Origin of the sequence: Amycolatopsis sp. WAC 01376, assembly GCF_003947415.1 — a bacterium.
GTDB lineage: Bacteria > Actinomycetota > Actinomycetes > Mycobacteriales > Pseudonocardiaceae > Amycolatopsis.
In genome coordinates this window covers 17,974-44,438 of record NZ_QHKL01000010.1, presented here as the reverse complement: position 1 = coordinate 44,438, position 26,465 = coordinate 17,974, and the positions used below count along the sequence as shown (strand labels likewise).

Sequence of the window (26,465 nt, the reverse complement as noted above, 5' to 3'; positions counted from 1 at the left end):
TCCTGCCCTTTCCGTCCACGGGGTGGATCCCAGCGTAACCACCCTCATGGTTACGCAAGATTAGGGACACGCTTCCCGCACGTCAAACCCGCCCCTGCACAGGACGACCGGGGCGATGGTCCTTACCGGTCGGACACCGGGCGAACCTGAGGCCTGCCGAATTTCGCGGCCATCCCGGGTTCCCCGAACAGCGTGATCCTGGCGATGCCGTCGACGGCCAGGGTCAGGACCGCGATCGCGAACGCGTGATGGGCACCGTCCTCACCACGGAGGTACGCCACGACAGCGGGCTGCCCGTTGGCGCTCGTAGGGACCATCTGCCAGTCTCCAGGCGAGAAGAGCGCGTACTTCGTGAGGTAGGGAACGCAGGTCGCCTTGCCGGAGAACCAGGTCTTCGCCGGCGTCATCTCCAGCGTGGCGTCCTGCCGCAGCAGGCTTTCCAGAGCCGCCGCGTCGGAGTTCTCGAAAGCCGCGATGTACCGCCCCAGCAGGGCGCGGAGTTCCCGGTCCGCGGGCGGGACGACCCGTTCCGCCGCCGGTGAAATCTCTTCGACCTTGGCCCGGGCGCGGCGAAGGGTGCTCTTGACCGCAGCCGTGGTGGTGTCGAGCATGTCGGCGACTTCCGTGGCGGAGAACGCCAGCACGTCACGGAGGATCAGGACCGCGCGCTGCCGGGCGGGCAGATACTGCAGGCAGGCGATGAGCGCGAGCCGGATGCTGTCGCGGACCGCGACCGTCGCCGCGGGATCGTCGTTTTCCGGCCGCACCAAGGCATCCGGCATCGGCTGTAGCCAGCGGACCTCGGGTCCGGCGATGCTCGGCGGGGCCGATGGGTCGTCGGCGGGTCGTCCCAGACCGGACGGCAGCACCCGCCGGTTTCGATGCCCGAGCGCGGTCAGGCAGACGTTCGTCGCGATCCGGTAGAGCCAGACCCGGACCGACGACCTCCCCTCGAACCGTTCATACCCGCGCCACGCGCGGAGGTAGGTCTCCTGGACGAGGTCCTCGGCGTCGTCCACCGAACCCAGCAGGCGATAGCAGTGCGCGAGCAGCTCCCGCCGGAATCCCTCGGTGGCCCGGACGAATTCCCCGTCGTCCGGCGTTGCTTCTCCCATACGGACCCTCCGGCAGGCCGCGAAACAGAGCGGCTCGACCATACTCGGCACTGGGCCGGTCGATCCGGTGGGCGGTGGCCCACCGGATCGACCGGTCAGTGGATGAATTCTTCGGCGAATCGCTGGAGGACATCGAGATCGGTGGATTCGAGGAAACTGATCGCGATCTCCTGGACACCGGCTGCCTCGTAGTCGGCGATGCGCCGATGGATCGTGTCGATACTTCCGATCAGACCGTATTCCCCGACGTCGCCGGGATAGATCGCCTCGGTGCCACCCGGCACGAGAGCCCGTGCCTCTTCATCAGTGTCGGCCAGGATGCAGATCGAAGTGGTCGTCCGGAGAATGGAGTCGTAATCTCTCCCCGCGTCTTCACAATGCCTCTTGAGAACTCCGTACTTGTGCGCCAAGCCGGCCGGGCTTTCGATCACGTTGCAGACGTCACCGTACTGCGCCACCAGTTTCAGCGTGACCTTCTCCCCCGCTCCGCCGATCAGCATCGGAACGTGCGGCCGCTGAACCCCCTTCGGCTGGTTGATGGCACTGTCGACCTGGTAGTACTTGCCCTCGATCGTCGTTTCGTCCTCGGTCCACAGCGAAAGGATGATCTGGACGGCTTCGCGCAACTGGCGAAGGCGCTCCGGTGCTTCCGAATACTCGTACCCGTAAGCGTGGTAGTCGGACTCGTACCACCCGGCGCCGATGCCGAAGGTGAACCTGCCGTGCGACAGCACATCGACGGTGGACGCCATCTTCGCCTGAAGCGCGGGATTACGGTAGTTGTTGCCGGTCACCATCTGGCCGATGCGAATGCGTTCGGTGTCGCGCGCCAATGCCGCGAGGCTGGTCCAGCACTCGAAGAACATCGCCTGGGACGGTGGAATGGTGTGCAGGTGATCCACGATCCAAAGGGTCTCGTAACCGAGTCGGTCTCCGGCGCGAGCCACCTGGCTCACGGTTTCGAAGGCGTCCACGGGATCCGGAATGTGCGCCAGTTCCCGGCCGAAACCGGTGGGCAGGAAAATGCTGAACTTGACAGGCACGATTTCTCGATTCTTTCGCCGGTCCTGGGTGCGGCTTCAGTTCGCCGCGGTCGGGCAGGTGTGATAGGCGTCGACACGCCAGGGTCCATCCGCCCGTGACAACGTCCAGGTGTCCATGGCCCACTGGCCGGCGGGCGGCTCGGCATCGCCTGCCATGACCGTGGCGCTCGTCGCGTTCACCACCGCGGTGTCCGAGCCGACGAAACGGACGTTCCGCACGTCCACGACCCCGCGCGAACCTTTGAGCGGTCCGGCGAAGCCCGCGGCCATGGTGGTGTGGATCGCCTGCTTGCTCCCCAGGAATCCCCCCGGCATGGTGGCTGTCGCATCGTCGGCGTAGGCCGCGACGAAGGCGTCGGCGTCGTTGCCCGCCCAAGCCGCGTAGATCCCGTCGAGTACCGCCCGCACGGCACTTTCGTCGTTCGCGGAATTGGCGTTGCTGCTGGTCATGAGGTTCCTCTCGGCAGGCCGGATCGGTTCGCCCAAAGCGGGGTCAGGAGTAAAGACCGGCCGACGGGTGGAAAGGAGTCGCGGATCCGGCGGAAACTTCCGCGGCGGCCCACGTCGCCCTCGCGTTTCCCTCGAAGGCGACCCTCGATCTGGCTATGATCGACTCGTGGTGCGATTCCACGGTGTGGCCGTACAGTCGGCCGGTTCCGCCGAGGGGGTGGAACGACCCGGTGTGATTCCGGGGCCAGGCGGTGAAACCCCGCGTTCCCTGTGTCCGGCCGTCGCCGGACTCTCCGGGGTACGGCTGTCATGACGGGGTGTTGATCGATGTTCACTGGGCGAATCGGCGAGCTGGGTACCGTCGAAGAGATCAAGGGCGACGTGCTGCGTGTGCGGGCGCCGAAAAGCGCGGACCGCGTCCACGACGGCGGATCGGCGTGCGTCAACGGGGTACGGCTCACCGTACGGCCGGTCGACGGCGTCCTCGAGGCGGCGCTCTCCGCGGAAACCCGGCGCCGGTCGACGTTCGACGCGCTCGCGGCCGGAGACGCCGTCAACATCGAGACGCCGCTTCAGGTCGGTGATCCGCTGGACGGCCATCTGGTGCAGGGTTACGTCGACGCCGTCGGCAAGGTGATCCGGATCGACGACGAAGGCGGCTCCCGCCGGATCTGGCTCCGGCCGCCGCAGCGTCTGCTGGACAGGCTGCTCGCGAAGACCCCGATCGCCCTCGACGGTGTCAGCGTGACCATCGCCGAGGTCCTGCGTGACCGGATTTCGGTCGTGCTGCTCCCGATGACCCGCTCGGCCACCACACTCGGCGATCTGGCGACCGGAGACCGGGTGAACCTGGAACTCGACCTGGTCGGCCGGTTGGTGGAGAAGGCGCCGCCTTCGACCGTGGGAAAGGCGCTGCCCCGGTTGCCGTGGGCCGGTCACGTCGATGGACGCGCCGGTGTGGAGAAGGTGGTGCGCCAACTCGCCGCCGGTGGCGGTGTCGTCGTGTGGGACCCGGAAACCGAGGGCGAGGGCGATGTGATCTTCGCCGGCGCCCGGCTCCGTCCGGAGTCGTTCACCTTCCTGCTGACGCAGGTCTGCGGCTTCCCGGCGGTGCCGTGCGCGCCGGAAGTGCTGCGGCGACTCGAAATCGCGCCGATGCCCGGGGAAGGCGACCGGCAGGGAACGGCGTGGTCGATACCGGTCGACCTCGCCACGGGAACGGGCACCGGCGTATCCGCCGCCGAACGTGCCGCCACCGTGCGGAAGCTGGCCGATCCGGATGCGACGGCCAAGGACTTCCTGCGGCCCGGACACGTGTTCCCGCTCGCCGCCCGGCCGGGTCTGCTCGCCGAGCGGTCCGGGCACACGGAGGCGACAGTCGCGTTGTGCGCCGCCGCCGGCCTCCCGCCGATCGGCGTGTGCTGCGAAGTGATGAACCCCGACGGAACGATGGCAGGCAGCGCCGACCTCGAAGTCGCGGCGCTGCGCTGGGGAATGCCCATGGTGGATTTGGCCGATCTGAAAGCGTGGCTCTGATGACCGCACTGACCCTCGAAGATGCCCGGAAGCGCCTCGCCTCGCAGCCGTTCAGCGTCCTGCTCGGGGCCCGGGTGGTCTCGTTCGGAAACGGCGCCGCGATCCTGGAACTCGACATCCGCGAAGACCTGTTGCAGCAGAACGGCTATCTCCACGGCGGCGTACTCGCCTATGCCGCGGACAACGCGATCACCTTCGCGGCAGGGACCACGCTCGGCCCGGATGTCCTCACCGGCGGCTTCAGCATCAACTATCTGCGGCCGGCGAAAGGAATCCGGCTCGTGGCGGAGGCGCGGGTCCTGCACAGCGGCCGACGGCAGGCCACCTGCCGCTGCGATCTCCACGTGATCGGCGACGACGGGACCACGACACTCAGTGCCGCGGCGCAAGGAACCGTGCTGACCAGGAACGGTCCCACTTCTTGATATCTCGGCGGGACGGCCCGGCGCTCATCGAGGAGCGCCGGGCCGTCGAGCTTTCGCAGACTGTCGCGCATACAGAGCGATCAGGCGCTTCGCCAGGCTTTACGGCTCACCCCTGAGGTCGATCCGTACCGGTCCACAGTAGACGATTCTGATCCCGCCGAGTTGTAGGATCTTTGTGGCGTTCCGGTGGCCTCCCTGTAGGCCCGGTTGGCAGAGTTCACCCAATGGCCAGTCGATGGATACCGCGAACACCAGCAAGCCAGGCGCTCTTCCGGCGCGTGGTACTGACGTGGCTGACAACGGCGTCCGGAGGCGCCGAGCGGTCGACGTTCGAACTGGCGCGGGGCCTTCGCGAACTGCTCGGGATCGAGGTCGTCGTCATCTGGTGGGGCAACGACGGCGTCCCCACGCCTGATCCACCGGGTGTTCGCGTACGGCACGTCACCGACTACGACGCCTACGAACAGGCACTGGTCGCCGAACTCGGTGAGGATTCCGCCGGAACGGTGCTCATCGGAGCGCATCGGACAGCGATGGTCGATATCGCGGCGGCGGATTTCTTCGGCGTACCGGTCATTTCGGTTCTGCGGGGAATCCTCGTCGCGGACCAGCGTCTGCGAACCGTCGACCCCCGAGTACGGCGGCTGGTTCCCCGTCTGCCCGGCGAACTCCACTGGGACATCCTCTCCCGGGCCGACTGCTGGGTAGGTGTCAGCCGGGCCGCCACGAGAAGCATCCGAGAGCTGTCTTCCCGCCCGGTCAACGCGGTCACCATCCACAACGCCGTCCACCTCGATTTGTACCGGGAGCCCCGGAAGCCACCGCTGCCACGCAGATTCTCGGTGGTCGCCCGAACCGAGCCGTGGAAACTGATCGACCGGGTGATCCACGCCTTCGCGCGCCTGCCCGACGAACTCGCCGCGCACGCACAGCTCAACATCTACGGGACCGGTACGGCGTTACCGGATCTCCGGCGGTTGGCAGCCGAGCTCTACCCCGGCCGGGACATCCGATTCCCTGGCCATGTACCGGGTAATCGGTGGCAAGCCGGTACTGATGTCCTCGTCTCGGCCTGCGACATCGAAGGTTTCGGCCGTTCGGTGCTCGAAGCGGGCGGCGCCGGCATCCCGCAGATCGTGCCGGATCGCGGGGGCAGCACCGAACTGGTGATACCTGGGATCACCGGCCTCGTCTACTCCGCCGACGATCCCGGCGGCCTCGCCTTCGCGCTGGCCGAGGCCGCGAGGTGGCCCGCGAGCCGTCTCGACGCCATGGGCAGCCGTGCCCGGCTCAACGCCCGATCGTTCTCCCAGACCCGTTGCTTCCTCGCTTATGCCCGGCTCGCGCGAGAAGTTCGCGCGTGGAACCGGAACCCCTCGCCGCTGTCGGTACCCGACCGGACGGCATAGATCGAAAGGATCGCCAGAATGGGTCACGAAGCCGAACGCCACCACATCATCCGGGCCGTCAGCGACATGACGCGTTGGGGGACGCTGGATCCGGCCGGTGGTTCGGTCAGCGTCCGCGCCGGCTCCGGGAACATCGTGAGCACCACCGCGAGCTCCGCGTTCGTGCGGTGGGACATCACCGCCCGCAACCTGATGGTCTACGGGCCCGAGGGTTCGATCGTCGAGCGCGCCACGGATCTGGCGCCCCCGGACGCGCCACTGCATATGGCGATCTACCGGGAATTCCCGAACTGCAACGCGATCGTGCACTCCCACGCACCGTACAGCCTGGCGTTCGCCTCGCTCGGTCTCGGCGTGCCCTCCTGCACGAACAAGCTCGACACGATGGGCGAGGTACCCTGCTTCACCTCGGACGACCCCGCCGTCAAGGAGGATGTGCTCGCCGGACGGGTCACCATCGATGTCGCCGAATGCATGGGATCGCGCCCGGACGTGATCGCGGGCTACCTTCTCACAGTGAACCCCCAGATGCTGGAACACTTCGGCTCCCGCGCCGACGAGCTGGACAAGCACGGCCTCGGCTTCGTGGTCTACCGGCACGGCGTCTTCGTCTTCGCCCGCCACCTCGACGAGGCCGTCGAGAACCTCACGCGGATTGAGGTCAGCGCCCGGACCGCGTTGTTCCAGGCCACCCTGCACGGCGGGATCAGCGGGATCAAACCCGACGCACTGCACCACCCTGGCTCAACCTGGTCGGAAAGCCTGTATTCGGGGAACAGCCGCTGAGCGCGCGACCGGGCACCAGGGGCGCGTCCGCGGGAATGCTCTTCGACGATCGCGAACGCATTCTCATCGTCAAACCCACCTATAAACCGGGGTGGGGCTTGCCGGGAGGGGTGATCGAGGAGGGCGAGTCGCCGCTCGCGGCGTGCGTGCGGGAACTGCGCGAGGAACTCGGCATCGCCCCGGTGCTCGGTCCGCTTGCCGGGGTCGACTGGATACCGCCGCGCTCCGGCCGGGACGATTCGAACGTGTTCGTCTTCGCCGGCCGGATCCCGGACGAGATGATCCCCGCGATCAGGCTCCCGGCCGACGAGCTGTCGGCCTGCCAGTTCGTCGACAGGCTCAGGTTCCGGGAGCTGATGGCACCGCATATCGCCCGGCGGATCGAGGTCTGCCGCCGGGCGCACGACGCCGGGCGCGTGGCCTATCTGGAATTCGGCTGCGAGGTCCTGTCCGCGCCTTCCGATCCGCGCTGATCGGCAGTAGCGCGGAAAGCGAGCCAGCCGAAGCAGCCGAACCAGAACTCGCGCTCCAGTACGAAACCCGCCTCCCCCGCCTCGGCGATCACCTGCGCACGGGTACGGGGGTGTGCGACCGGGTTCCTTTGCGCGTAACGCAGATCGACCAGTTCCTGGTCATAGCTTCCGGTGCGGAAGTACGCCATTGCCAAGCACACCACACCGCCTGTTCTCACCAGCCGCGCCATACTCTGCCACATCGGCGTCGCGTCCCGCAGATAGTGATAAGCGCCGACCAGCATCGCACCGTCGAAGCACTGCGCACCGGGAAGGGCGAGTGGTTGTTCCAGATCCCCCTGGACAATGCGAGTCCGGGGAGCATCGGCGGTGCGTTCGGCCGAGACTCGGACGAAGTCCGGGCTGACCTCCACGCCGACGAACCGACCCTGGCCACCGCCGGTCGTATGACGCGCGAGTTCAAGCAGCCCCAATCCGGTTCCGGAAGCCAGATCAAGTAAATCGGAACCCGCGGAAACCAGTGTGCGCACCGCACACATTCGAGCGTACCTATAGTACGGGAGTAGCATTCCCTGATCCCAGAGATCGGCGTTCGAGGCATCGAAACCCGACAACGCATGCTTTTCCTCATGGGTCAGAGACGCCACCACACGGCCGAAACTCCCGCTGTACCCGAGCTCCCGGTAACTCGATTTCCCGGTGGCCAGCCGGATCAGCTCATTGTCAATCGATCGTGGCGGCACGTAATCGGTCACCGCACTGAAGCGCGAAGGCCGATTACCGACTCGGCGAACCGCTCCGCACCTGTTCAGCGCTTCGAGAAGCAACTCGGCGACCACCGCCTTGCCCGGCGCAACTCCATGCCGGACCACAAATTGCGCCACGGTCCGCGGTGTGCCGAGCTCGTCGAGCACACCATTCTCCAAGGCCGCGCGATAGATGAACTCGTAACCGGATCGCCGGTATTCCATATAAGCGGATGCCATCCGCTCCGGCCGGATTCGCAGGAGTTCGTCATCGGTGAAGTTCACGACCCCGCCCTCCACGAAAAGACTCGGCGATAAATCCCCGACAGCCATCCTACGCCATTCCGGACATGCCGGAAAAGCATTCCGGAACTAATCCTGGCTTACTCGGCAAGGCCACGGCAGAGATAGCGTCGACACAGCCCGCAGTCAAGGCCCATTCGCATGAAATCGGCCGTTCGATCGCGTTGCATGAACTCCAAACTTGTGACACTCTGGCCTAAAGTGTCATTTTCGCGACCCGACACCTGCGAATGCACTCACGTCACTTGATCTTCGGGCAATGGGGGAGGCATGACGAATGGATTTCCGTGTTCTGGGTCCCGTTGAAGCTGGCCCGGCAAGCCGGATGAGCGGCCTCGGCACGCCGAAGCAACGAGCGCTGTTGAGCATACTTCTGCTCAATGCCAACCACATCGTGTCGGTGAACCGGCTCACCGCGATGCTGTGGGACGGCCCGGCTCCGCGCTCCGCGGTCGCGAACGTCTACAGCTATGTCGCCGGTGTTCGTCGGCTGCTCGACACCGCCGGCGACGCCGGGCGAGACCGTCTGATCACCAGGATGCCCGGATACCTGTTGCGCGTGCGCGCCGACGAACTCGATCTGTCCGTCTTCGAACGGCTCGCGACGCAGGGGCGGGCCGCACTACGCCGGTCCGACCATGAACTCGCCGCCGAATGCCTGAGCAGCGCATTGGATCTGTGGCGCGGAAGACCGCTCGAAGACGTCCGTGTCACCCCCGCGCTGATCGCACCGATCACCGCGCTGGAGGGACGCCGGGCCGACGTGCTGAACGATCTCGTCCAGGCCCGGCTGCGGCTGGGGCAGCACAAGGAAGTGGTGGGTGAACTCCGCGAACTGATCGCGGCTTCCCCGATCTCGGAACTCACTTGGTCGCAGTACATGTTCGCGTTGTACCGGTCCGGGCGCAAAGGCGAGGCCCTCGGCGCGTACCTGGACGCGCGGCGGAACCTGGTCTCGCAGACCGGCGTGGAACCCTCCGCCTATCTTCGCCGCGTCCACCAGGCCATCCTCGCCGGCGCACCCTCCACCGAAGTGCTCGAGCACTGCTGCCGGGACTGACCGGGCCGTTCGGCCATCACCGGCAACAGCGCCCCACCGGCGAGAGGAGCGACCGCGATGACCGCGAACGCCCCCGCATACCCGGCTTTGCCGATGACCGCGCTCAGCACCACCGGACCGGCGGTGGTCACCAGGCTCTGCAGTGTGTGCTGCACTCCCAGCGCACGCCCCAACCGGGCTCGCGCGGCGAATCCGGCGACCGCCGTGGAGGCCAGCCCGTAACCGGTGATCGTCGAGACACAGGCGGCGAGCACCATCACCGTGCCCAGCCAGGTCCTGGTCACCGCACCGATCACGACGAGCGACAGCACGACCGCGTTACCGAAGGCGAAGATCCGCATCAAGCCGAGCGGGGTCCCGAGACGGTCCGCGAGGTAACCGGCCAGCGGCCGGGTGAGCACGGTGAGCAGGAGCGCCCCGCTGAGCAGCCACCCCGCCTGTACCGGGCTCCAGCCTCGATCATCGACGAGGTAACTGACGCTGAACGTGAGCAGCGCGGACTGGGGCAGGATCAGCAACGCGCAGGCCCCGTAGATCCGTCGCCACGGTACCGGCCCGGTATAGCCGGACGCTGTAACGACCGGGGCCCCGTCCGCCCGCGGCTGTCCGCAGAACAGGAACACCACCAGCGCGGTCAGCAGGCAGAGCCCGGCCATCCCGAGCCAGACGACGGACAAGCCGTAAGCGGCCGCGACACCCGGCACGATCGCCGCGGCCAGCGCCGAACTGAGCGGTGTCGCGGTCTGGGTGAGTCCGAGAGCCAAAGCGCGCTGTCGAACGGGAAACCGCCGCACCACCGCCTGCCCGCTCGGTGCGTACACCGAGCTCGCGGTCGCCCCGACGAGGGCGAAGACAGCGAACAGGGCCGCGACACCATCGGTGGCAGCGGCCACGCACAGGAGCAGGGCGCAGAGGGACAGGCCGCACGACATCGCGCACCGTTCGCCGAAGCGGTCGGCGAACAGACCCCAACCCAGCATGGCCACGGTCAGTCCGCCGTTGGCGACCCCGACCAGTGCTCCGGCCAGCGCCAGCGACATCCCTGTCTCCGCACGCAAAGCGGGCAGCACCAGCGAGAGCTGGAACACCGCGGTGGCGCCGACCGCCCAGGCGATCAGGCTCACCGACAGCAGCACCCAGCGGTTCGGCGGCCGGCGGATCGTGAGGCGGCCTGGGTCATCGTCCATGAGCGTGCACCCACGCGGCCAGGTCGCCGAGGCTGCGCAGATGTTCGTGTCGCCCTGGTGGATCGGGGCAGTCACGATGCGGATCGAGGTGCAGGGGCCGGATCCCGGCGGCGAGCGCGCCGTCCACGTCGATACGGGCGGTGTCCCCGACGTAGACCGTCCGCTCGGGTTCGGCGTCCAGTTCCCGCAGCGCGAGGTGGAAGATCCCGGGATCCGGTTTGGCGACGCCGACCAGCGCGGAGTCGATCACCAGGGACACCGGGGTCCCGGTTCCCGGCCCCACCTGGCAGATACCGGCCTGGCGCAACTGTTCGGCCACCACCCCGACCGAGTTGGAGACCACGCCGAGTGCGACCGGCAAGGAACTCAGTGCGCGCAACGACTTCGCGGCTCCAGCAAGCTCGCGCGTCCATTTCGGACCGTCGATGGCGATGGCGAGTTCGACGACCACCCGCTCGACTCGGTCTTCCTCGACCCCGCACGCCCGGGCGAAGGCGTTCAGGTACACCAGGCGATTCCGCGGCGGGAACGCGTCGTTCGCCGCGGTGGCCGCGTAGTGAGCGCGGTCGATCACACCCACGTCGGCCTGCACACCTCCGGTCCGCAGGATCGCGATCACGGCTTCGGCGGCCGGCATGATCAGCACTCCCCCGGCATCCAGCAGTACGGTTTCGACCGGTTCGCGCGGGGTCATCCCGGCCCCTCCCCGGAACCGCCGTACCACGCCGGTTTCGCCGATTCCTCGTAGTACACCGTTCCTCCACCGAGATATCCCTCGACGCACGAGCGAACCCGGCGTTCGGTGTGCGGTTCCACCTCCGGTAGTGCTGACACCGGGAAGAAGCCGAATTCGGCGATCTCGCCGGGGTCGGGTTCGATGGCCGCCTGAGCGGTCTCGGGCAGACGCCCCGCGAACACGAACAGGTTCGACGCCGCGCGGCGAGGCCGGGACGGGAACCACACCACCCCGACCAGCCGCTCGAGCACCGGTGTGATGCCGAGTTCCTCCCGCACCTCGCGAGTGCACGCGGCCAGCGGGGACTCGCCGGCTTCGATCACACCTCCAGGCAGGTCCCAGACCGGCTTGTACCCGGGCCGGACCAGGAGCACCCGGCCGGTGCCGTCGAGCTGCACCGCCCCGGCGGCGCCCCTGGTCCGGGCGAGCTGCGCGTAGTAAGCGCTTTCGGCGGAACCGTCAGACATCCGCGAGCTGCTGTTCGACGGCCAGCCCCGCCTTCGGGAACAACAGGTTGGGCTCGATCCCGGCCAGACCGCCGCGCAGGATCGCCTGGAAGACAGCCGTCCGTGCGCTCATCTCCACCCTGGCCAGGTTCTCCACCGCCTCGGTCAGTCCACGGGCGAAAGTGAAGGCACCATGGCGATAGAGTACGCACGCCAGGCCGTGGCGCTTGAGTTCGTCCGCCCGCGGGCCCAGTTTCTGCTTCAGCTGCGGGATGAGCTGGTAGGTGTCGACAGCCGCGATCTCCGGCCGCTGGGCGATGCCGTCGGGCAGCTTGACCTCGGGCCGGTCCGACTCACCGCTGAGCACCCCGCCCTTGACCGCGGTGTCGTCGGCGATCAGGCAGGGCACCTCGCCCAGGGTGTCCAGCTGGTTGACACAGGAGGGAATGCCCATGCCCAGTGAGGCGAACGCGAGCACATAGGCACTGTGCGCGTGCACGATCGCGCGGCAGTCGGGGAACATCTCGTAGGCGGCCATGTGGATCAGCGCGCCCACCGGCGCCACTCCCCCGGTGCGCTCCCTCAGTTCGCCGGTCGCCGAGATCACCGTCATGTCGCGCGGTGTGACCTTCCAGCGTGCGAACGCCGAACCGGTGGCGGTGACGATGATGTCGCCGTTGTCGGCCCGGACGCTCAGGCCACCGCCGGTAGTCTCGATCATCCCCCAGCGGGCCATGTCGTTGATGCTTTCCACGAGCAGCTGCCGTTCGGCTTCGTACAACATGTTCTCTCCTTTGTCGTTGGCTACCGATCCGGAAACTCAGCGATGCTGGCGAGCCAGTTGTCCCGGGGTCGTGCTCTCCTTGCTCTGGTACTTCTCCCGCGGTCCCAGCCCGAACTCGGGCAGTGGCTGCTCGCCGCCCTCGATCAGGTCAGCGGTGTACTCCCCGAACGCGGGACCGAACTTGAACGCGTGCCCGCCCCCGCCTGCCAGCCAGCCGCCAACCGATTCCGGCACCGGCGCGAGCAGGAAATGCTGATCGGCGGTCAGCTCGTATTGGCAGACGTGCCGCGACACCAGCGGGGCGCCGGCCAGCGCGGGAAACCGGTGGGCGAGCGCCCAGCGGGCGGCTTGCTCGGCCTCCGGATCGGGAGGGCGGTCGGCGAGATCGGGATCGATGACCGGAGCGGCGCCAAGCGCCCCGCCGACTTTGAAGCCGCTGTCGTCGATGTCCCCGGCCCCGTATGCGCCGCCGTCGACCCACACCGGGAGGCCGGGCGTCCGCCAGTGCGGTTCCACGCCGAAGTAGAAGACGTTCTGCCGGACGGATTCGATCTCCGCCAGATGCGGGAACCAGCGTCCCAGCCACGGACCGCAAGCCCAGATCGTCTGATCGGCGGGCAGCACCTTGCCGTCCACGATGGCCCTGCCTTTCGCGTCCGGCCGGGCCTTGGCGATGCGTAACCTGGCACCCGCCCGCAAAGCACGGCGCATCAGGGTCAGGACGCCCAGCCGAGCCCGCAACACGCCACTGCTCGGTTCGTGCAACACGAATTCGAGGTCGTCGCAGCGCACGTCGGGGAAGAAGTCGCGGGCCGCCTCGGGGGCCAGCCGCTCGACCGGGAGGCCCAGCGCCTCGAGACTGCGAGCACTCTGTTCCTCGAATTCGGCCTCTCCTCTGGCGAACCAGACGACGCCCACGTTGTGGAAGAGCTCGATTCCTTCCTCCACCCCGATTTCCTGCCACAACTGCCGGGCCCGCCAGGCCTGGCGGGTGTACCAGACGTCGATGTCACGGCCTCCGCCGTAGGACAACCGGAGCACCCGGGAGGTGTCGTGGCTGGAGCCCCGCACATGTCCCGGTGTGTATTGTTCGACGACGGTGACCGACCAACCCCGCTGGACAAGGCTGTGGGCGATGGACGCGCCGACGATCCCAGCACCGACCACCACCACCGTAGGTGCATCAGGCATTGGACCTCCTTCCCCGCCCGGCCGGTCGGCCGAGCTGTGCGACGGCATGGTCGATACAGGACAACAGCGCTTCGGCGTCGGCGGTCTCGATCGCCGGGAACATGCCCATGCGGATCTGGTTCCGGCCGAAACTGCGATGGGGCTCCAGGTCGAGAATGCCGTGCGCCCGCAGCCCGGCGACCATGTGCGCAGCGTCGATGTGCTCGGCGAACTCGATCGTCGCGACCACTGGCGATCGCTGTTCCGGTTCGGCGACGAACGGTGCCGCGTAAGGCGAATCCTCGGCCCAGCCATAGACCAGCGCGGCCGTTTTCGCCGCCTTGGCCGCGGCGCCGCTCAGCCCGCCGAGGCCGAGCAGCCAGTCGATCTGCTCGCTCAACAGGAACAGCGACGCCACCGACGGGGTGTTGAACGTGAGGTCACGAGCCGAGTGGTCGATGGCGGCCGGCAGGCTGAAGAACTCCGGAATATATCGGCCGCCGGCCGCGATCTCCTCGGCGCGGGCCACCGCCGCCGGTGACATCAGCGCGATCCACAGGCCCCCGTCGGCACCGAAGCACTTCTGTGGTGCGAAGTAGTAGACGTCGAACGCCTCCGGCCGCACGAGCATGCCCCCAGCCGCACTGGTTCCGTCGACCAGCACCAGGGAATCGACATCGGCACCGGGTACCCGGTGGATCGGCATGGCCACGCCGGTCGAGGTCTCGTTCTGCGTCAGCGCGTAGGCATCGACTTCCGGCTCCGCGCGCGGCTCCGGGTGGGTTCCGGGTGGACTCTCGATCACCGAAGGCTCGGCCAGCCACGGCGTGCTCCGGTCGACCGCGGTGAAACGGCCGGAGAACTCACCGAAGGACAGGTGCTGGGCCCGGTTCCGGATGAGGCCGTGGGTGGCGATGTTCCAGAAGGCCGTGCCCCCACCATTGCCGAGCACCACCTGGTAGTCCGCGGGCAGCTCGAACAGCTCCCGCAGCCCGGCGCGAACCCGCCCGAGCAACGCGCGCACCGCGCCACGGCGGTACGAGGTCCCGAGGAAGTCCGCGCCGCGCGAGGCGAGCGCGTCCAGTTGCTCGGGCCGCACCTTTGCCGGGCCGCATCCGAATCGCCCGTCGACGGGCAACAGGCCTTCCGGGAGACTCAAATCCACTGCTTCATCGTCAGGCACAACACCGGATCGTAAAGCCTCCCCGCGGCGGGGGCAGCTCACCGACGGCTCTCTGTGGGACATTTATGGGGCCTGTATGGAAACTGTGTGGACCTATGAAAAAGGGCCGCTTATCAGCCGATTCACACTTGACCTTGCCGAGCGGGACGACGCAGTATCGGACTGGCAGCCCGTGCCACCGAGGGGATCCCAGCCATGCGAATCACCGTTCTCGGGACCGGCTATCTGGGTGCCACACACGCAGCTTGTATGGCTGAAATGGGGTACGAAGTACTCGGCATGGACACCGATCCGGAAAAGATTTCCGCACTCTCCGCCGGAACTCCGCCGTTCTACGAGCCGGGCCTCGAACGTCTTGTCCGAAGACATCTGAAATCCGGCCGACTGCGATTCACCTCCTCGTACGGGGAGATCGAAAAATTCGCAGGCGGCGCACTTACCGTACATTTCCTCTGCGTCGGAACGCCGGAGAAGAAGACCGACAGGGCGGCCGATCTCCATTTTCTCGAAGAAGCGATTCACCGGCTGGCCCCCACTCTGCGCGGGCCGGGTCTGGTGGTCGGGAAATCGACGGTCCCGGTCGGGACAGCGGAGCGGCTCGCCGTCAGCCTGAACCGGCGCGCGCCGGCCGGCGCGCGCGTCGAGCTGGCCTGGAATCCGGAATTCCTGCGCGAGGGCTTCGCCATCGGCGACACACTCAGCCCGGCCCGGCTGGTGTTCGGGGTGAGTTCCCCACGAGCCGAATCCCTTCTGCGCGAGGTGTACCGGATCCCGCTCGCCCGCGGTGTGCCGCTGGTGGTCACCGATCTGCCCACGGCGGAACTGGTCAAGGTGTCCGCCAACGCGTTCCTGGCCACCAAGATCTCGTTCATCAACGCCATGGCCGAGGTCTGCGAGGCCACCGGCGCCGATGTCACCCACCTCGCCCGCGCGCTCGCGCACGATCCGCGCATCGGCGAGCAGTATCTTCTGCCCGGCCTCGGTTTCGGCGGCGGCTGCCTGCCCAAGGATCTCCGCGCCTTCCAGTTCAGGGCCGGCGAGCTCGGCGTCGGGCACACGCTGGGTTTCCTCCGCGAGGTGGATGCCATCAATCTCCGCCGTCGGCGCCGGATGGTCGACCTCACGCGCGAGCGGTGCGGCGGTTCCTTCCGCGGCAAGCGAGTGGCCGTCTGGGGTGCGGCGTTCAAGCCCGGCTCGGACGACATCCGCGATTCACCCGCACTCAGTGTCGCCGCGTCCATCCAGCTCCAGGGCGCCGAGGTGACCGTCTACGACCCGAAGGCGGCCGACAACGCGTGCAAGAACTTCCCGAACCTGAACTACGCGAACTCCGCGGTCGAGGCGGCGACCGGTGCCGACGTGCTACTGCACCTCACCGAATGGCGGGAGTTCCAGGAACTCGATCCGGCGGTGGTCGGCGCCGTGGTCGCCACACGCCAGGTCATCGACGGCCGCAACACCCTGGACGCTCAGCGGTGGAGCGCCGCGGGCTGGGCCTATTACGCACTCGGGCGCCCGCCCGCCGATGACCGTGACCGCTCAGCCCTGTCGGTGCCGACCAGCCCGGACTCGTAGGCGATGATGACGAGCTGGGCCGGTCGCGGGCGTGCGGGCCTTCCCGAGCAACGACGCCAGAAACGGGACCGGCGGCATTCTGGAACACAAGAGGCCCCGTGAACCGACGTCCACAGGGCCTCTTGGCGATCGACCGGCTGTTACCAGCCGCGCTCGGACAGCCGGTGGGGCTCGGGCACGTCGTCGACGTTGATGCCGACCATCGCTTCACCGAGGCCGCGCGAAACCTTCGCGATGACGTCCGGGTCGTCGTAGAAGGTGGTGGCCTTGACGATCGCCTCGGCGCGCTGCGCCGGGTTGCCGGACTTGAAGATGCCGGAGCCGACGAACACGCCTTCGGCACCGAGCTGCATCATCATCGCGGCGTCGGCAGGGGTCGCGATGCCGCCCGCGGTGAACAGCACCACGGGGAGCTTGCCCTTCGCCGCGACCTCCTTGACGAGGTCGTACGGGGCCTGGAGTTCCTTCGCCGCAACGTAAAGCTCGTCCTCGGGCAGCGAGGAAAGGCGGCGCAGCTCCGCGCGGATCTTGCGCATGTGCGTGGTCGCGTTCGAGACGTCGCCGGTGCCGGCCTCGCCCTTGGAGCGGATCATCGCCGCGCCCTCGTTGATGCGGCGCAACGCCTCGCCGAGGTTGGTCGCACCACAGACGAAGGGCACGGTGAAGGCCCACTTGTCGATGTGGTTCTCGTAGTCGGCCGGGGTCAGCACCTCGGACTCGTCGATGTAGTCGACGCCGAGCGACTGAAGCAGCTGAGCCTCGACGAAGTGGCCGATGCGGGCCTTCGCCATGACGGGGATCGAAACGGCCTCGATGATGCCGTCGATCAGGTCCGGGTCGCTCATCCGGGCCACACCGCCCTGCGCGCGGATGTCCGCGGGGACCCGCTCGAGCGCCATCACGGCGACGGCGCCGGCGTCGTCGGCGATCTTCGCCTGCTCGGCGGTGACCACGTCCATGATCACACCGCCCTTGAGCATCTCCGCCATCCCGCGCTTGACCCGGCCTGTGCCGGTGAGCGAGGTGGTGGCCGTGTTCGTGGAGTCGTCAGACACTGCTGGACCTTTCGGAAAGCGCACGAGGTGGGGTGACGCCTTCGAGAGTAGGCCGCTTTTGGACCTCTGAAGCAGGCCAGTTCGCGGCGATTTCAGCAGTCCACTGGGTGATCTGGCCCGCATTTGGTCCTCTGAATGCGGTAGTTGCGCGTGCAAGGACCGCATCCAGAGGACCAAATGCGAAAGGAGGCCTAGCGGGCCAGGCCTTGGGTGAAGGCGAAGAGGCCGTCCGGGTCGTACTTCCGGGCCACCCGGCGCAGTCGCGGGAGGCTGTCGCCGTAGTACGCCTTCGCCCAGTCCGGCATCTCCGGATCGATGTAGTTGACGTACCCGGCCCGCCCGTACTCCCGGCCGAGTTCGTCCCGGACCAGGCCGATCGACCGGCGCGCGTACGCCTCGCCGCCATCCAGGCCACGGGTGATCTGGATGCTCCCCAGCGCCGACCGGTACGGGAAGCACGACTCGCTCGACGGCACCCGCGCGATCGCGCCCCCGTACGCGTCCACGATCGAATACAACTTCGGATCGCTCGTCAGCAACGACGCCAGCGCGCCGGGGTCGGGCACCGGATGGGTCAGCATCCTCGACGTGGCCACATACTCGCCGCGCTGTGCGACAGCGGCGGGGAAGGCGGCCTCCTGCGCGAAGGCGCGCATCGTGGCCAAATGGCCCTGTTCGGTCACCTCGCGTTCGGTCGGCTGAGTGCCGACGCGACGGATCAGATCGTCCAGGAGCGGGTTCACCTGCGCGGCTGAGCCCACGAAGCAGCCACCACAGTTCGCCACCGTCGCGCCGAGGCCCATTCCGGACCACAGTTCGTCCGGCATCGTGGGCTGCCATTCCTGCCAGGCCGCGACCAGCGCGGCCAGCGCGGCGGGCGGGAAGATCAGGTTGAAGTTCGTCAACGTCCTGGCCGCCGCCGTGCGGAAGGTGAACGACGTGACGATGCCGAAGTTGCCGCCACCGCCGCCGCGCAACGCCCACAGCAGGTCCGGCGCGGTCTCCGCCGACACCAGACTCGCTTTCCCGTCGGCGCCGACGAAGCGAACCGATTCCACGTTGTCGCAGGTCAGCCCGTACTTGCGGGCCAGCACGCCGATTCCGCCGCCGAGGGTCAGGCCCGCGATGCCGACCTGAGGGCAGCTGCCGGCGGGCAGTGCGCGGCCCGCCGCCGCCAGCGCCTCGTACACCTGGCCGAGCCGCGCGCCCGCGCCGATCGCCGCCCGGCCGCCGGGCAGGATCTCGACCGTGTTCAGCCGGGACAGGTCGACGACGAGCCCTCTGTCCACAACGGAATAGCCGGCGTAACTGTGCCCGCCCGAGCGGGCCGCGATCGGGATCCGCTGTCTGGCCGCGAAATCGACGCAATTCCGCACGTCGTCCTCGGTCGCGCAGACCGCGACACCGGCGGGCAGCCGGTGGTCGTAGAGGCTGAAGAACCCGAGCCTCACTTCGTCATAACCGGGGTCGCCGGGCCGGAACAGCTCACCCGTCAGCCGGGACCTCAGCCGTTCCCACGGACCACCGCCCTCCGGGATCGCCGCGGGCGCCGCCGCGAGCACCGGAACCGCGCCTGCCAGCCGTAACACCGTTCGTCTGTCGAGCTCCATCGCTCATCCCCCACCGTCGGATCCGCCTCCGGGTGTCCGCCATCGAGCATAACGGCGCTTCGACATTCGGGGGGTCCCTCGCCGGTCGCCTTGCCGCGACGGCCGTCGCGGGTGTGTGATCGAGGACACACCTGTACGCGGCATCGTGTGGTGAGGAGATCGGCATGGCCGACAAACAGAGCAAGAACGGAGACTCCGGGGCCGCCGTCGCTGTGGACGACCCGGCGAAAGTACGCAACGTCGTCCTGGTCGGCCCCTCGGGATCAGGCAAGACGACACTCGCCGAAGCGCTGCTCGCCGCCTCCGGCACGGTGACGCGGGCAGGCTCGGTCGTGGAGGGCACCACCGTATGCGATCACGACCCCGCCGCGGTCCGGCAGCAGCGGTCGGTCGGCCTTTCGGTCGCGCCGGTGCTGCACCAGGGCCACAAGATCAACCTCATCGACACCCCCGGGTACGCCGATTTCGTCGGCGAACTGCGGGCCGGGCTCCGCGCCGCCGACGCGGCGCTGTTCGTGGTCTGCGCGGCGGAAGGCGTCGACGCGGCCACGGTCGCGGTCTGGGAGGAGTGCGCGGCCGTCGGGATGCCGAGGGCGGTGGTCGTCTCGCGGCTCGACCATCATCGCGCCGATCCCGAAGGCGAGATCGCCGCTTGCCAGGAGGCCTTCGGCGCCGGAGTCCTGCCGCTGTACCTCCCCGCTCGCGATGGGCTCGTCGGACTCATCACGCGCCGCTACTTCGACTATTCGAACGGCTTCCCACCCGAGGTCGGCGAGCCGGACGAGGCCGATCTCGCCCGGATGACCGAGGCCCGCAACGAACTGATCGAAGGGGTCATCGCCGAGAGCGAGGACGAGTCCCTGATGGACCGCTACCTCTCCGGCGAGGAGATCTCCGAGGACACGCTGATCGCCGACCTCGAAACAGCCGTCGCCCGAGGCTCCTTCCATCCGGTGATCCCGGTGTGCGCGACGACCGGGGTCGGGCTCGCCGAGGTCCTCGACGGGATCGTGCGCGCCTTCCCGTCCCCGCTGGAGCACGTCCCGCCGGAGGTCACCTCGCCCACCGGCGAACCGCACGCCGGTCTCCGCGCCGATCCCGACGGCCCGCTGGCCGCCGAGGTGGTCCGGACCGCTGTCGACTCCTACGTCGGCAGGGTGTCGCTGGTGCGGGTGTTCTCCGGGACGCTTCGACCCGAACGGCCGGTGCACGTCTCCGGCCACGGTCTCGCCGAACGCGGCCACGAGGATCACGACGCCGACGAACGGGTCGCGCATCTGTACTCGCCGCTCGGGGCGAACCTGCGTGAGGTCCCGTACTGCGTCGCCGGCGACCTCTGCGCGCTCACCAAGGTCGGCTCGGCGGAAACGGGCGACACCGTCTCCTCGCCGGAAGACCCGCTGATCATGAAACCGTGGGCGATGCCGGAACCGCTGCTGCCGGTCGCCGTCGTCGCGAAGACACGCAGCGACGAGGACACCTTGGCGCGCAACCTTTCCCGGCTCGTCGCGGGCGACCCGACGCTGCGGCTGGACCGCAACGCCGAGACCAACCAGCTCGTGCTGTGGTGCATGGGCGAGGCGCACGCCGACGTGGTGCTGTCGCGGCTGCGCGCGGGAGGCGCCGACGTGGACACCGAGCCCGTCCGCATCAGCCTGCGGTCGACCTTCGCCGGACCGGGCCGCGGGCACGGACGGCACGTCAAACAGTCCGGCGGCCACGGGCAGTTCGCCGTCTGCGACATCGAAGTCCAGCCGCTGCCGAGGGGTTCGGGCTTCGAGTTCGTGGACAAGGTCGTCGGCGGCTCGGTGCCCCACCAGTTCATCCCGAGTGTCGAGAAGGGGGTCCGTGCCCAGGCACAGCGAGGGATCGTCGACGACCATCCGCTGATCGACATCCGGGTGACCCTCGTCGACGGCAAGGCGCACAGCGTCGACTCGTCGGACGCCGCGTTCCAGACGGCGGGCGCGCTGGCCCTCAAGGAGGCAGCCGCGGCGGCCAAGATCGCGCTGCTCGAACCGCTCGAAGAGGTGGCCGTGCGGCTGCCGGACGAGCACCTGGGCACCGTCCTGGGCGACCTCTCGTCCCGGCGCGGCCGCGTCCTCGGTACCGAATCGGGTGAAGGCGGCCGCACGGTCATCCGCGCCGAGGTGCCCGCGGTCAAGCTCCTGCGCTACGCCATCGACCTGCGTTCACTGACATCGGGCACGGCGACGTTCACCCGCAGGCACGCCCGGTTCGAGCCGATGCCGGAGGGAGCGGTGACGGGGTGAAGCCGCGTTTAGTCCTCTGAATGCGGTACTTGCGTGTGCATGGAGCGCATTCAGAGGACTAAACGCGGGGTGCCGAGAAGTCGAAGCCGCCGGGACGGCCGTTCCGGTCGGCCAGCAGACCGGCCAGGGTCGCGATGGCGATCTCGGGCGGCGTGCGTGAGCCGATGTTCAGCCCGACCGGGCGATGGACACGGGCGATCTCCCGGTCCGGGACGTCCTGTGCCTGGAGCGCGGCGACGTGCGGGCCGGCGTGGCGCGGATTGCCGAGTACCCCGACCCACCGGGTGGGGCGGTCCAGCACGGCCTTGAGCACGTCGCCGAGTTCGGGCCGGTCGTGGTCGGTGACGACGACGTCGGCGTCCGTGCCGAGTTCCGGCACCGTCGTGACGGCCTCCAAGCCGTTCTCGACGTCCGTCACGCGGGCGCCGTCCGGGTCGAACAGCACCGCCCGATAGCCGAGATCCTCGCCGTAGCGCAGAAGGAAGGACGCCACCGGCGTCGCGAACACAGCCACCAGCAACCGCTCGCTCATGGGTTCGTCCTCCTACAGATCGGGCTCGGCGATCTCGAAGTATTCCGGAAGCCGGGCCGTCCCGGCGAGACCGAAGTACCGGACCTTCCGCCGCCGCCGCAGATGCAGGGTGTCCCGGACGGCGTCGTTGTGCACGCGCCGCGCGATGACGACGCGGTGTTCGGCGTCGGTCAGCTCCTCGGCCAGCGGCGGCGGCAGGGTCGCGCGGTCGACCCGCGCCAGCCGCAGCGTCAGTTCGCTTTCCTCGGCTTCGCGATCTTGCCTGCGCGCCCGCTCGGCACGTTCGGCCAACGCGCGCAGCTCCTCGTCGCCCAGGATCGCGGCGGCCGCCCTGGCGACGACGGCACGCCGCGCGAGGGCCGCGTCGAGCGCCGCCCAGCCCGCGTCCGTGCGGACGTGCAGCCGGTCCAGCCTGTTCGCCGTCGCGAGCAGGAAAAGCCCGCCCAGCACCACGATCGCGGCCACCAGACCGCCGATCCACACCCAGGTCGTCATCGGCTGAACTCGCGTTCGCCCGCGCCGACCCGGCGGGGATCGGCGGCGATCGCCGTCTCGTATACGCGAAGCACCTGCGTGGTGACCACGGACCAGTCGAACATCGCGACCCGCTCCCCCGCGGCCGCCGCCAGCGACACCCGGCGAGCCGGGTCTCCGAGCAGCTCACGCAATCCGTCGGCCAGTGCCGCCGCGTCGCCGGTCTCGGTCAGCATCCCGGCCTTGCCGTCGTCGAGCACCCGGCGGAACGAATCCAGGCCGCTGGCCAGCACCGGGGTTCCCGCCGCCATCGCCTCGGTGAGGATCATCCCGAAACTCTCGCCGCCCGTGTTCGGGGCGCAGTAGACGTCGACGCTGCGCAGTGCCCGCGCTTTCGTCTCGTCGTCGACCTGACCGAGAAGGTCGATATGCGGCGCGAGCTCCGGCCCTGCCTCGCGCCGGAGCTGATCGGCGTCACCGCGGCCGACGACCAGCAATCGCAGCTCCTCGAACTCCGGCAGCAGCATCCGCAACGCCTCCAGCAGCACACCCATCCCCTTGCGGGACTCGGTGTACCGCCCGACGAACCCGACCGTGCCGCCCGCACGCGGATAGCCGTCCAGCGGAAGCGCCCGGGAGAAGAAGTCGACGTCCACGCCGTTGGGCACCTCGACCGCGTCCCCGCCGGCGTGCTCGACCTGGACCCGGCGCGCCAGCGCCGACACCGCGATCCGCGCGGTGATCTTCTCCAGCAGCGGGCGCAGCACCGGCTGGAACGCCGCCAGTGTGCGCGAACGGGTCGTCGCGGTGTGGAAGGTCGCCACGATCGGGCCGTCCGCGACCTTCAGCGCCAGCAGGGAAAGACTCGGCGCGGCGGGCTCGTGCAGGTGCAGGACGTCGAAGTCGCCGTCGCGGATCCACCGCCGCACCCTGGAGTAGGACACCGGGCCGAACTGCAATCGCGCGACCGAGCCGTTGTACGGGATGCCGAGCGCCTTTCCCGCGGGGACGACGAAATCCGGGACGTCGGAGTCTTCGTCGGCCGGAGCGAGGACCGAGACCTGGTGCCCGCGCGCCAGCAGCGCCTTCGCGAGATCGATGACGTGCCCCTGCACTCCACCCGGCACGTCGAACGAGTAGGGGCAGACGATCCCGATCTTCATGACCCGCGCCTGAGCCATCGGCTCAACTCGCTTCGCCGAGCTCGGCCTGTTCCCCGGCTTCGAAATCGGAGAGCCAGAACTTCTGCATCATGTGCCAGTCTGCCGGATGCGCGGCGATGTCCCCGGCGAAGATGTCCGCCAGCGCCTGGGTGGCCGCCGGGACCTCGGACCGGTTCGTGACCCGGATCCGCGGATGCAACCGGATCTGCCAGCCGTCCTCGGTGAACCAGCAGCCCGCCGGGATCAGTGCGGCGCCGGTGGTGGCGGCCAGCCTGGCAGGCCCGCCGGGCATCCGGGTCTGCTCGCCGAAGAACTTGACGGGTACGCCGGAATTCGTCAGGTCCCGGTCGCCCACCAGGCAGATCGCCTTGTTCTCGCGTAACCGCTTGAGCAGTACGCGCATCGCGGAGCTGTCACCGGTCAGCGGCACGATCTCGAAACCGAGCGATTCCCGATAGGAGACGAACCGCTGGTACAGCGACTCGGGCTTCAGCCGCTCCGCGACCGTGGTGAAACCGCCGAGGTAGTCCGCGAGCCAGACGCCCGCCGCGTCCCAGTTCCCGCTGTGCGGCAGCGCCATCACCGCGCCGTTGCCCTCGGCGAGGGCGGCGTCGAGGTTCTCCACGCCGGTGATCGACTGGGCGACCTTGCGGCTGACCTCCTTGTGGTCCATCGAAGGCAGCCGGAACATCTCGTGCCAGTAGCGCGCGTACGAACGCATCGCGCGGCGGGTCAGTTCGTCGAGTTCGACGCCGTCGGCCTGCGGCACCACCCTGGCGAGATTGCGCCGCAGCTGGCGGACGCCACCGCCGTCCCGCCGGACCGCGAGGTCGGCGCCCAGCCCGAAGGTCACCGCGCCTGCGGACTCCGGCAGCAAGCGCGCGAGCCGCCAGCCCGCCGCGTAGCCGAAGTCACTGAGCCGCTGGGAGAACCCGCTCATGCCCCACCCTCCGCGGCGGGTGGCCCGGCCGCCTTGGCGGCCCTCGCCGCCTTGGCCACCGCGGCCGTCCGCTGCAGCAGGGTGATCACCGAAAGCACCGCGAGCAGCCAGAGTGTGATGTCCACGGTGTACGGAACGCCCAGACCGTGCAGTCCGGTTCCCACGAGGGCGATGATCAGGCGTTCCGCGCGTTCGACGAGCCCGCCGTCGGCCTCCAGCCCGGAAGCCTCGGCACGGGCCTTGACGTACGAGATGACCTGCGCGAGCACCAGGCAGATCAACGCGGCCGCGGCGGCCGGGCGGTTGTCGTCGTGGACGAAGCACCACCAGGCAATCGCGGCGAACAACGCGCCGTCGACCAGCCTGTCGCAGGTCGCGTCGAGGACGGCCCCGAACGCCGTGCCGTACCCGCGGGCGCGGGCCATCGCGCCGTCGAGCAGGTCCAGCATCGCGAAGCCCCAGACGGTGAAGGTGCCCCACAGCAGCATGTCGTTGGGAAAGAACGCGAGCGCGCACAGCACCGCCCCGGCCGTGCCGATGACGGTCATCGCGTTCGGGGTCAGCCCGGCACGCACGAGCACCTTCCCCATGGGGTCGGTGACGCGGGAAACGGAGGCGCGCGCGAAAATGTTGAGCATCGGTTCTTCAGGTGCACCTAAGCAGCAGGGTCGGGTGGCCGCCCGAAGCCTATCCACCCGCACCGGCGCCCGTCGTCGTGCCCGCCCTGGAGCGGCTCCCGGTCAGTCCGCTTTGGCCAGTTCGGCAGGCTCCTCGAGATCCGCGAGCGTCCCTTCCCGCAGCGCCAGTTCCGCCTCGGCGGCGGCACATTTCGGCGACAACCGCTCCAGCACGGCGGCGCTGATCTCGCCGAGCGCCTTCACCTGTTCGGGGGTCAGCGGGTCGAAGAGGCTCTCGCGGACGGCCTCGACGTGCCCTGGCGCGGCCTCCTCCAGCGCGGCGAAACCGGCGGGGGTGAGCACCGCCCAGGAGCCGCGTTTGTCGGTGGGGCAGGACTCACGGCGCACCCAGCCATTGGCCTCGAGCCGCGCGACCGCGTGCGAAAGCCTGCTGCGCGACGCCTTGCGCGCGTCGGCGAGCTCGCTCATCCGCAGCCGCCTTTCCGGCGCCTCGGACAGGGCCACGAGCACTTCGTAGTAGGTGTGGGGCATGCCCGCCTCGTGCTGGAGCTGGCCCTCCAGATGCGCTTGCAGCATCCGCGTGGCCGCGGAGAAGTCGCGCCAGACTTTTTGCTCCTCGTCGGAGAGCCATCGGGGTTCGGACATGCCACCCATTCTACCCCTGGTTGAACGCTCAACCAAATTGCGCTACAGTCACTGTTGAGCGCTCAACCAGATGAGGGTTCACCACAGCCGCACCCAGACTTTTGGAGATCGACTTTCATGACCACCACCGAGATCCCCGGCTACGTCACCGGCAAGTGGACGATCGACACCGCCCACTCCGACATCGCCTACACCGTGAAGCACCTCGGCCTGGCGAAGTCCCGCGGCAACTTCACCGCCTTCACCGGCGAGGTCGTCACCGCCGACAACATCCTCGACTCCTCGGTCACCGTCGAGATCGACGCCTCTTCGGTCGCCAGCGGTGTCGACGGGCGTGACACGCACCTCAAGTCCGAGGACTTCTTCCACGTCGACGAGCACCCGGTCGTCACCTTCCGCTCGACCGGCATCCGCGAGGACGGCGGCGACTACGTCATCGACGGCGAGCTCACCTGGCGCGGCAAGACCGTCCCGGTCTCGCTCGAGGCCGAGTTCAACGGTATCGGCACCAACCCGGCCAACGACAACGCCACCACCCTCGGCGTCTCGGCCAGCACCACCGTGAACCGCCGCGACTTCGGCATCGGCCCGGAGGGCAACGCCTTCCTGTCCGAGAAGGTCAAGATCGACATCGAGCTTCAGGCCGCGCTCAACGCCTGAGCGACTTCCGGCTTACGGGTGCCGGGGCAACCAGCGCGCGCAATGAAA

The 26,465-nt window shown here is 68.5% G+C and carries 27 protein-coding genes; 9 read left to right on the top strand and 18 right to left on the bottom strand.

From position 1 onward, the window contains the following. Window positions 1-122 precede the first annotated feature (122 nt). From DMH03_RS37815 to DMH03_RS37805, 3 genes are all read right to left on the bottom strand, one after another. Window positions 123-1,115, bottom strand: coding sequence for a sigma-70 family RNA polymerase sigma factor (locus DMH03_RS37815; RefSeq protein WP_125796807.1), 993 nt, complete (start codon window positions 1,113-1,115; stop codon window positions 123-125). Between the two features lie 95 nt (window positions 1,116-1,210). After that, entirely contained in the window at window positions 1,211-2,158 is a 948-nt protein-coding gene (locus DMH03_RS37810; protein ID WP_233611824.1) for an LLM class F420-dependent oxidoreductase, read from the bottom strand. A gap of 36 nt (window positions 2,159-2,194) precedes the next feature. Further along, window positions 2,195-2,608: an SgcJ/EcaC family oxidoreductase gene (locus DMH03_RS37805; protein WP_125796806.1), complete on the bottom strand. Its 414-nt coding sequence runs from the start codon at window positions 2,606-2,608 to the stop codon at window positions 2,195-2,197. Window positions 2,609-2,935: 327 nt separating this feature from the next. Between DMH03_RS37805 and DMH03_RS37800 the strand changes: the two genes are divergently transcribed. The 5 genes from DMH03_RS37800 to DMH03_RS37780 all read left to right on the top strand — a co-directional run bounded on the left by DMH03_RS37800 (window position 2,936) and on the right by DMH03_RS37780 (window position 7,237). Next, complete coding sequence (locus DMH03_RS37800) at window positions 2,936-4,144, top strand: 3,4-dihydroxy-2-butanone-4-phosphate synthase (protein WP_125796805.1); 1,209 nt, start codon at window positions 2,936-2,938, stop codon at window positions 4,142-4,144. Further along, entirely contained in the window at window positions 4,144-4,569 is a 426-nt protein-coding gene (locus tag DMH03_RS37795) for a PaaI family thioesterase (RefSeq protein WP_125796804.1), read from the top strand. Before DMH03_RS37800 ends, DMH03_RS37795 begins: the two co-directional genes overlap by 1 nt. A 278-nt stretch (window positions 4,570-4,847) precedes the next feature. After that, entirely contained in the window at window positions 4,848-5,978 is a 1,131-nt protein-coding gene (locus tag DMH03_RS37790) for a glycosyltransferase family 4 protein (protein WP_158633157.1), read from the top strand. Window positions 5,979-5,996: 18 nt separating this feature from the next. Further along, on the top strand, window positions 5,997-6,764 hold the full coding sequence (locus DMH03_RS37785) for a class II aldolase/adducin family protein (protein WP_125796802.1): 768 nt from the start codon (window positions 5,997-5,999) through the stop codon (window positions 6,762-6,764). 35 nt (window positions 6,765-6,799) lie between these two features. Beyond that, window positions 6,800-7,237 (top strand): NUDIX hydrolase, encoded by a 438-nt coding sequence (locus DMH03_RS37780; protein ID WP_125796801.1) that lies wholly within the window; start codon window positions 6,800-6,802, stop codon window positions 7,235-7,237. On the opposite strand, the gene DMH03_RS37775 is transcribed toward DMH03_RS37780, so the two are convergent. Then, the gene (locus tag DMH03_RS37775; protein WP_158633156.1) at window positions 7,186-8,268 is read right to left on the bottom strand and encodes a class I SAM-dependent methyltransferase; all 1,083 of its coding nucleotides are present in this window, start codon (window positions 8,266-8,268) and stop codon (window positions 7,186-7,188) included. The genes DMH03_RS37780 and DMH03_RS37775 overlap by 52 nt on opposite strands. A 295-nt stretch (window positions 8,269-8,563) precedes the next feature. On the opposite strand from DMH03_RS37775, the gene DMH03_RS37770 reads away from it, so the two are divergent. Continuing rightward, window positions 8,564-9,346: an AfsR/SARP family transcriptional regulator gene (locus DMH03_RS37770; RefSeq protein ID WP_125796799.1), complete on the top strand. Its 783-nt coding sequence runs from the start codon at window positions 8,564-8,566 to the stop codon at window positions 9,344-9,346. Here DMH03_RS37770 and DMH03_RS37765 read toward each other — a convergent pair. The 6 genes from DMH03_RS37765 to serC are packed head-to-tail and all read right to left on the bottom strand — an operon-like array spanning window position 9,268 to window position 14,834. Beyond that, entirely contained in the window at window positions 9,268-10,533 is a 1,266-nt protein-coding gene (locus DMH03_RS37765; RefSeq protein ID WP_125796798.1) for an MFS transporter, read from the bottom strand. The genes DMH03_RS37770 and DMH03_RS37765 overlap by 79 nt on opposite strands. After that, window positions 10,523-11,227 carry an HAD family hydrolase gene (locus tag DMH03_RS37760; RefSeq protein ID WP_125796797.1) on the bottom strand — a complete coding sequence of 235 codons (705 nt, stop codon included), beginning with the start codon at window positions 11,225-11,227 and terminating at the stop codon, window positions 10,523-10,525. Before DMH03_RS37760 ends, DMH03_RS37765 begins: the two co-directional genes overlap by 11 nt. After that, on the bottom strand, window positions 11,224-11,736 hold the full coding sequence (locus tag DMH03_RS37755) for an NUDIX hydrolase (protein WP_125796796.1): 513 nt from the start codon (window positions 11,734-11,736) through the stop codon (window positions 11,224-11,226). The genes DMH03_RS37760 and DMH03_RS37755 overlap by 4 nt, the downstream gene beginning before the upstream one ends. After that, complete coding sequence (locus DMH03_RS37750) at window positions 11,729-12,499, bottom strand: class II aldolase/adducin family protein (RefSeq protein WP_125796795.1); 771 nt, start codon at window positions 12,497-12,499, stop codon at window positions 11,729-11,731. Before DMH03_RS37750 ends, DMH03_RS37755 begins: the two co-directional genes overlap by 8 nt. A gap of 36 nt (window positions 12,500-12,535) precedes the next feature. Next, a complete protein-coding gene (locus DMH03_RS37745) occupies window positions 12,536-13,690 on the bottom strand; it encodes an FAD-dependent oxidoreductase (RefSeq protein ID WP_158633154.1) in 1,155 nt (384 codons plus the stop codon). Continuing rightward, on the bottom strand, window positions 13,683-14,834 hold the full coding sequence (gene serC, locus DMH03_RS37740) for a phosphoserine transaminase (protein ID WP_233611823.1): 1,152 nt from the start codon (window positions 14,832-14,834) through the stop codon (window positions 13,683-13,685). Before serC ends, DMH03_RS37745 begins: the two co-directional genes overlap by 8 nt. 213 nt (window positions 14,835-15,047) lie before the next feature. On the opposite strand from serC, the gene DMH03_RS37735 reads away from it, so the two are divergent. After that, the gene (locus tag DMH03_RS37735; RefSeq protein WP_125796792.1) at window positions 15,048-16,427 is read left to right on the top strand and encodes a UDP-glucose/GDP-mannose dehydrogenase family protein; all 1,380 of its coding nucleotides are present in this window, start codon (window positions 15,048-15,050) and stop codon (window positions 16,425-16,427) included. A gap of 140 nt (window positions 16,428-16,567) precedes the next feature. Here the strand turns inward: DMH03_RS37735 and pdxS are convergent, their stop codons facing one another. Both pdxS and DMH03_RS37725 read right to left on the bottom strand, forming a co-directional pair. Beyond that, window positions 16,568-17,482: a pyridoxal 5'-phosphate synthase lyase subunit PdxS gene (pdxS, locus tag DMH03_RS37730; protein ID WP_125796791.1), complete on the bottom strand. Its 915-nt coding sequence runs from the start codon at window positions 17,480-17,482 to the stop codon at window positions 16,568-16,570. A 191-nt stretch (window positions 17,483-17,673) separates the two neighbouring features. Beyond that, window positions 17,674-19,092 (bottom strand): FAD-binding oxidoreductase, encoded by a 1,419-nt coding sequence (locus DMH03_RS37725; protein WP_125796790.1) that lies wholly within the window; start codon window positions 19,090-19,092, stop codon window positions 17,674-17,676. A gap of 164 nt (window positions 19,093-19,256) precedes the next feature. Here DMH03_RS37725 and DMH03_RS37720 point away from each other — a divergent pair, with 164 nt between their 5' ends. Continuing rightward, complete coding sequence (locus DMH03_RS37720; protein WP_125796789.1) at window positions 19,257-21,365, top strand: elongation factor G-like protein EF-G2; 2,109 nt, start codon at window positions 19,257-19,259, stop codon at window positions 21,363-21,365. Between the two features lie 58 nt (window positions 21,366-21,423). On the opposite strand, the gene DMH03_RS37715 is transcribed toward DMH03_RS37720, so the two are convergent. The 6 genes from DMH03_RS37715 to DMH03_RS37690 form a co-directional block, all read right to left on the bottom strand. Further along, window positions 21,424-21,897, bottom strand: coding sequence for an XdhC family protein (locus DMH03_RS37715; RefSeq protein ID WP_125796788.1), 474 nt, complete (start codon window positions 21,895-21,897; stop codon window positions 21,424-21,426). Window positions 21,898-21,909: 12 nt separating this feature from the next. After that, window positions 21,910-22,392: an NUDIX hydrolase gene (locus tag DMH03_RS37710; RefSeq protein ID WP_125796787.1), complete on the bottom strand. Its 483-nt coding sequence runs from the start codon at window positions 22,390-22,392 to the stop codon at window positions 21,910-21,912. Then, window positions 22,389-23,534: a glycosyltransferase family 4 protein gene (locus DMH03_RS37705; RefSeq protein WP_125788061.1), complete on the bottom strand. Its 1,146-nt coding sequence runs from the start codon at window positions 23,532-23,534 to the stop codon at window positions 22,389-22,391. Before DMH03_RS37705 ends, DMH03_RS37710 begins: the two co-directional genes overlap by 4 nt. A gap of 22 nt (window positions 23,535-23,556) precedes the next feature. Continuing rightward, window positions 23,557-24,474 (bottom strand): phosphatidylinositol mannoside acyltransferase, encoded by a 918-nt coding sequence (locus tag DMH03_RS37700; protein WP_125788060.1) that lies wholly within the window; start codon window positions 24,472-24,474, stop codon window positions 23,557-23,559. Next, window positions 24,471-25,112: a phosphatidylinositol phosphate synthase gene (gene pgsA / locus DMH03_RS37695; protein WP_125788059.1), complete on the bottom strand. Its 642-nt coding sequence runs from the start codon at window positions 25,110-25,112 to the stop codon at window positions 24,471-24,473. Before pgsA ends, DMH03_RS37700 begins: the two co-directional genes overlap by 4 nt. Window positions 25,113-25,214: 102 nt before the next feature. After that, a complete protein-coding gene (locus DMH03_RS37690; protein ID WP_125788058.1) occupies window positions 25,215-25,757 on the bottom strand; it encodes a MarR family winged helix-turn-helix transcriptional regulator in 543 nt (180 codons plus the stop codon). A 117-nt stretch (window positions 25,758-25,874) separates the two neighbouring features. On the opposite strand from DMH03_RS37690, the gene DMH03_RS37685 reads away from it, so the two are divergent. Then, a complete protein-coding gene (locus tag DMH03_RS37685) occupies window positions 25,875-26,417 on the top strand; it encodes a YceI family protein (protein WP_125796786.1) in 543 nt (180 codons plus the stop codon). Window positions 26,418-26,465: the final 48 nt, after the last annotated feature.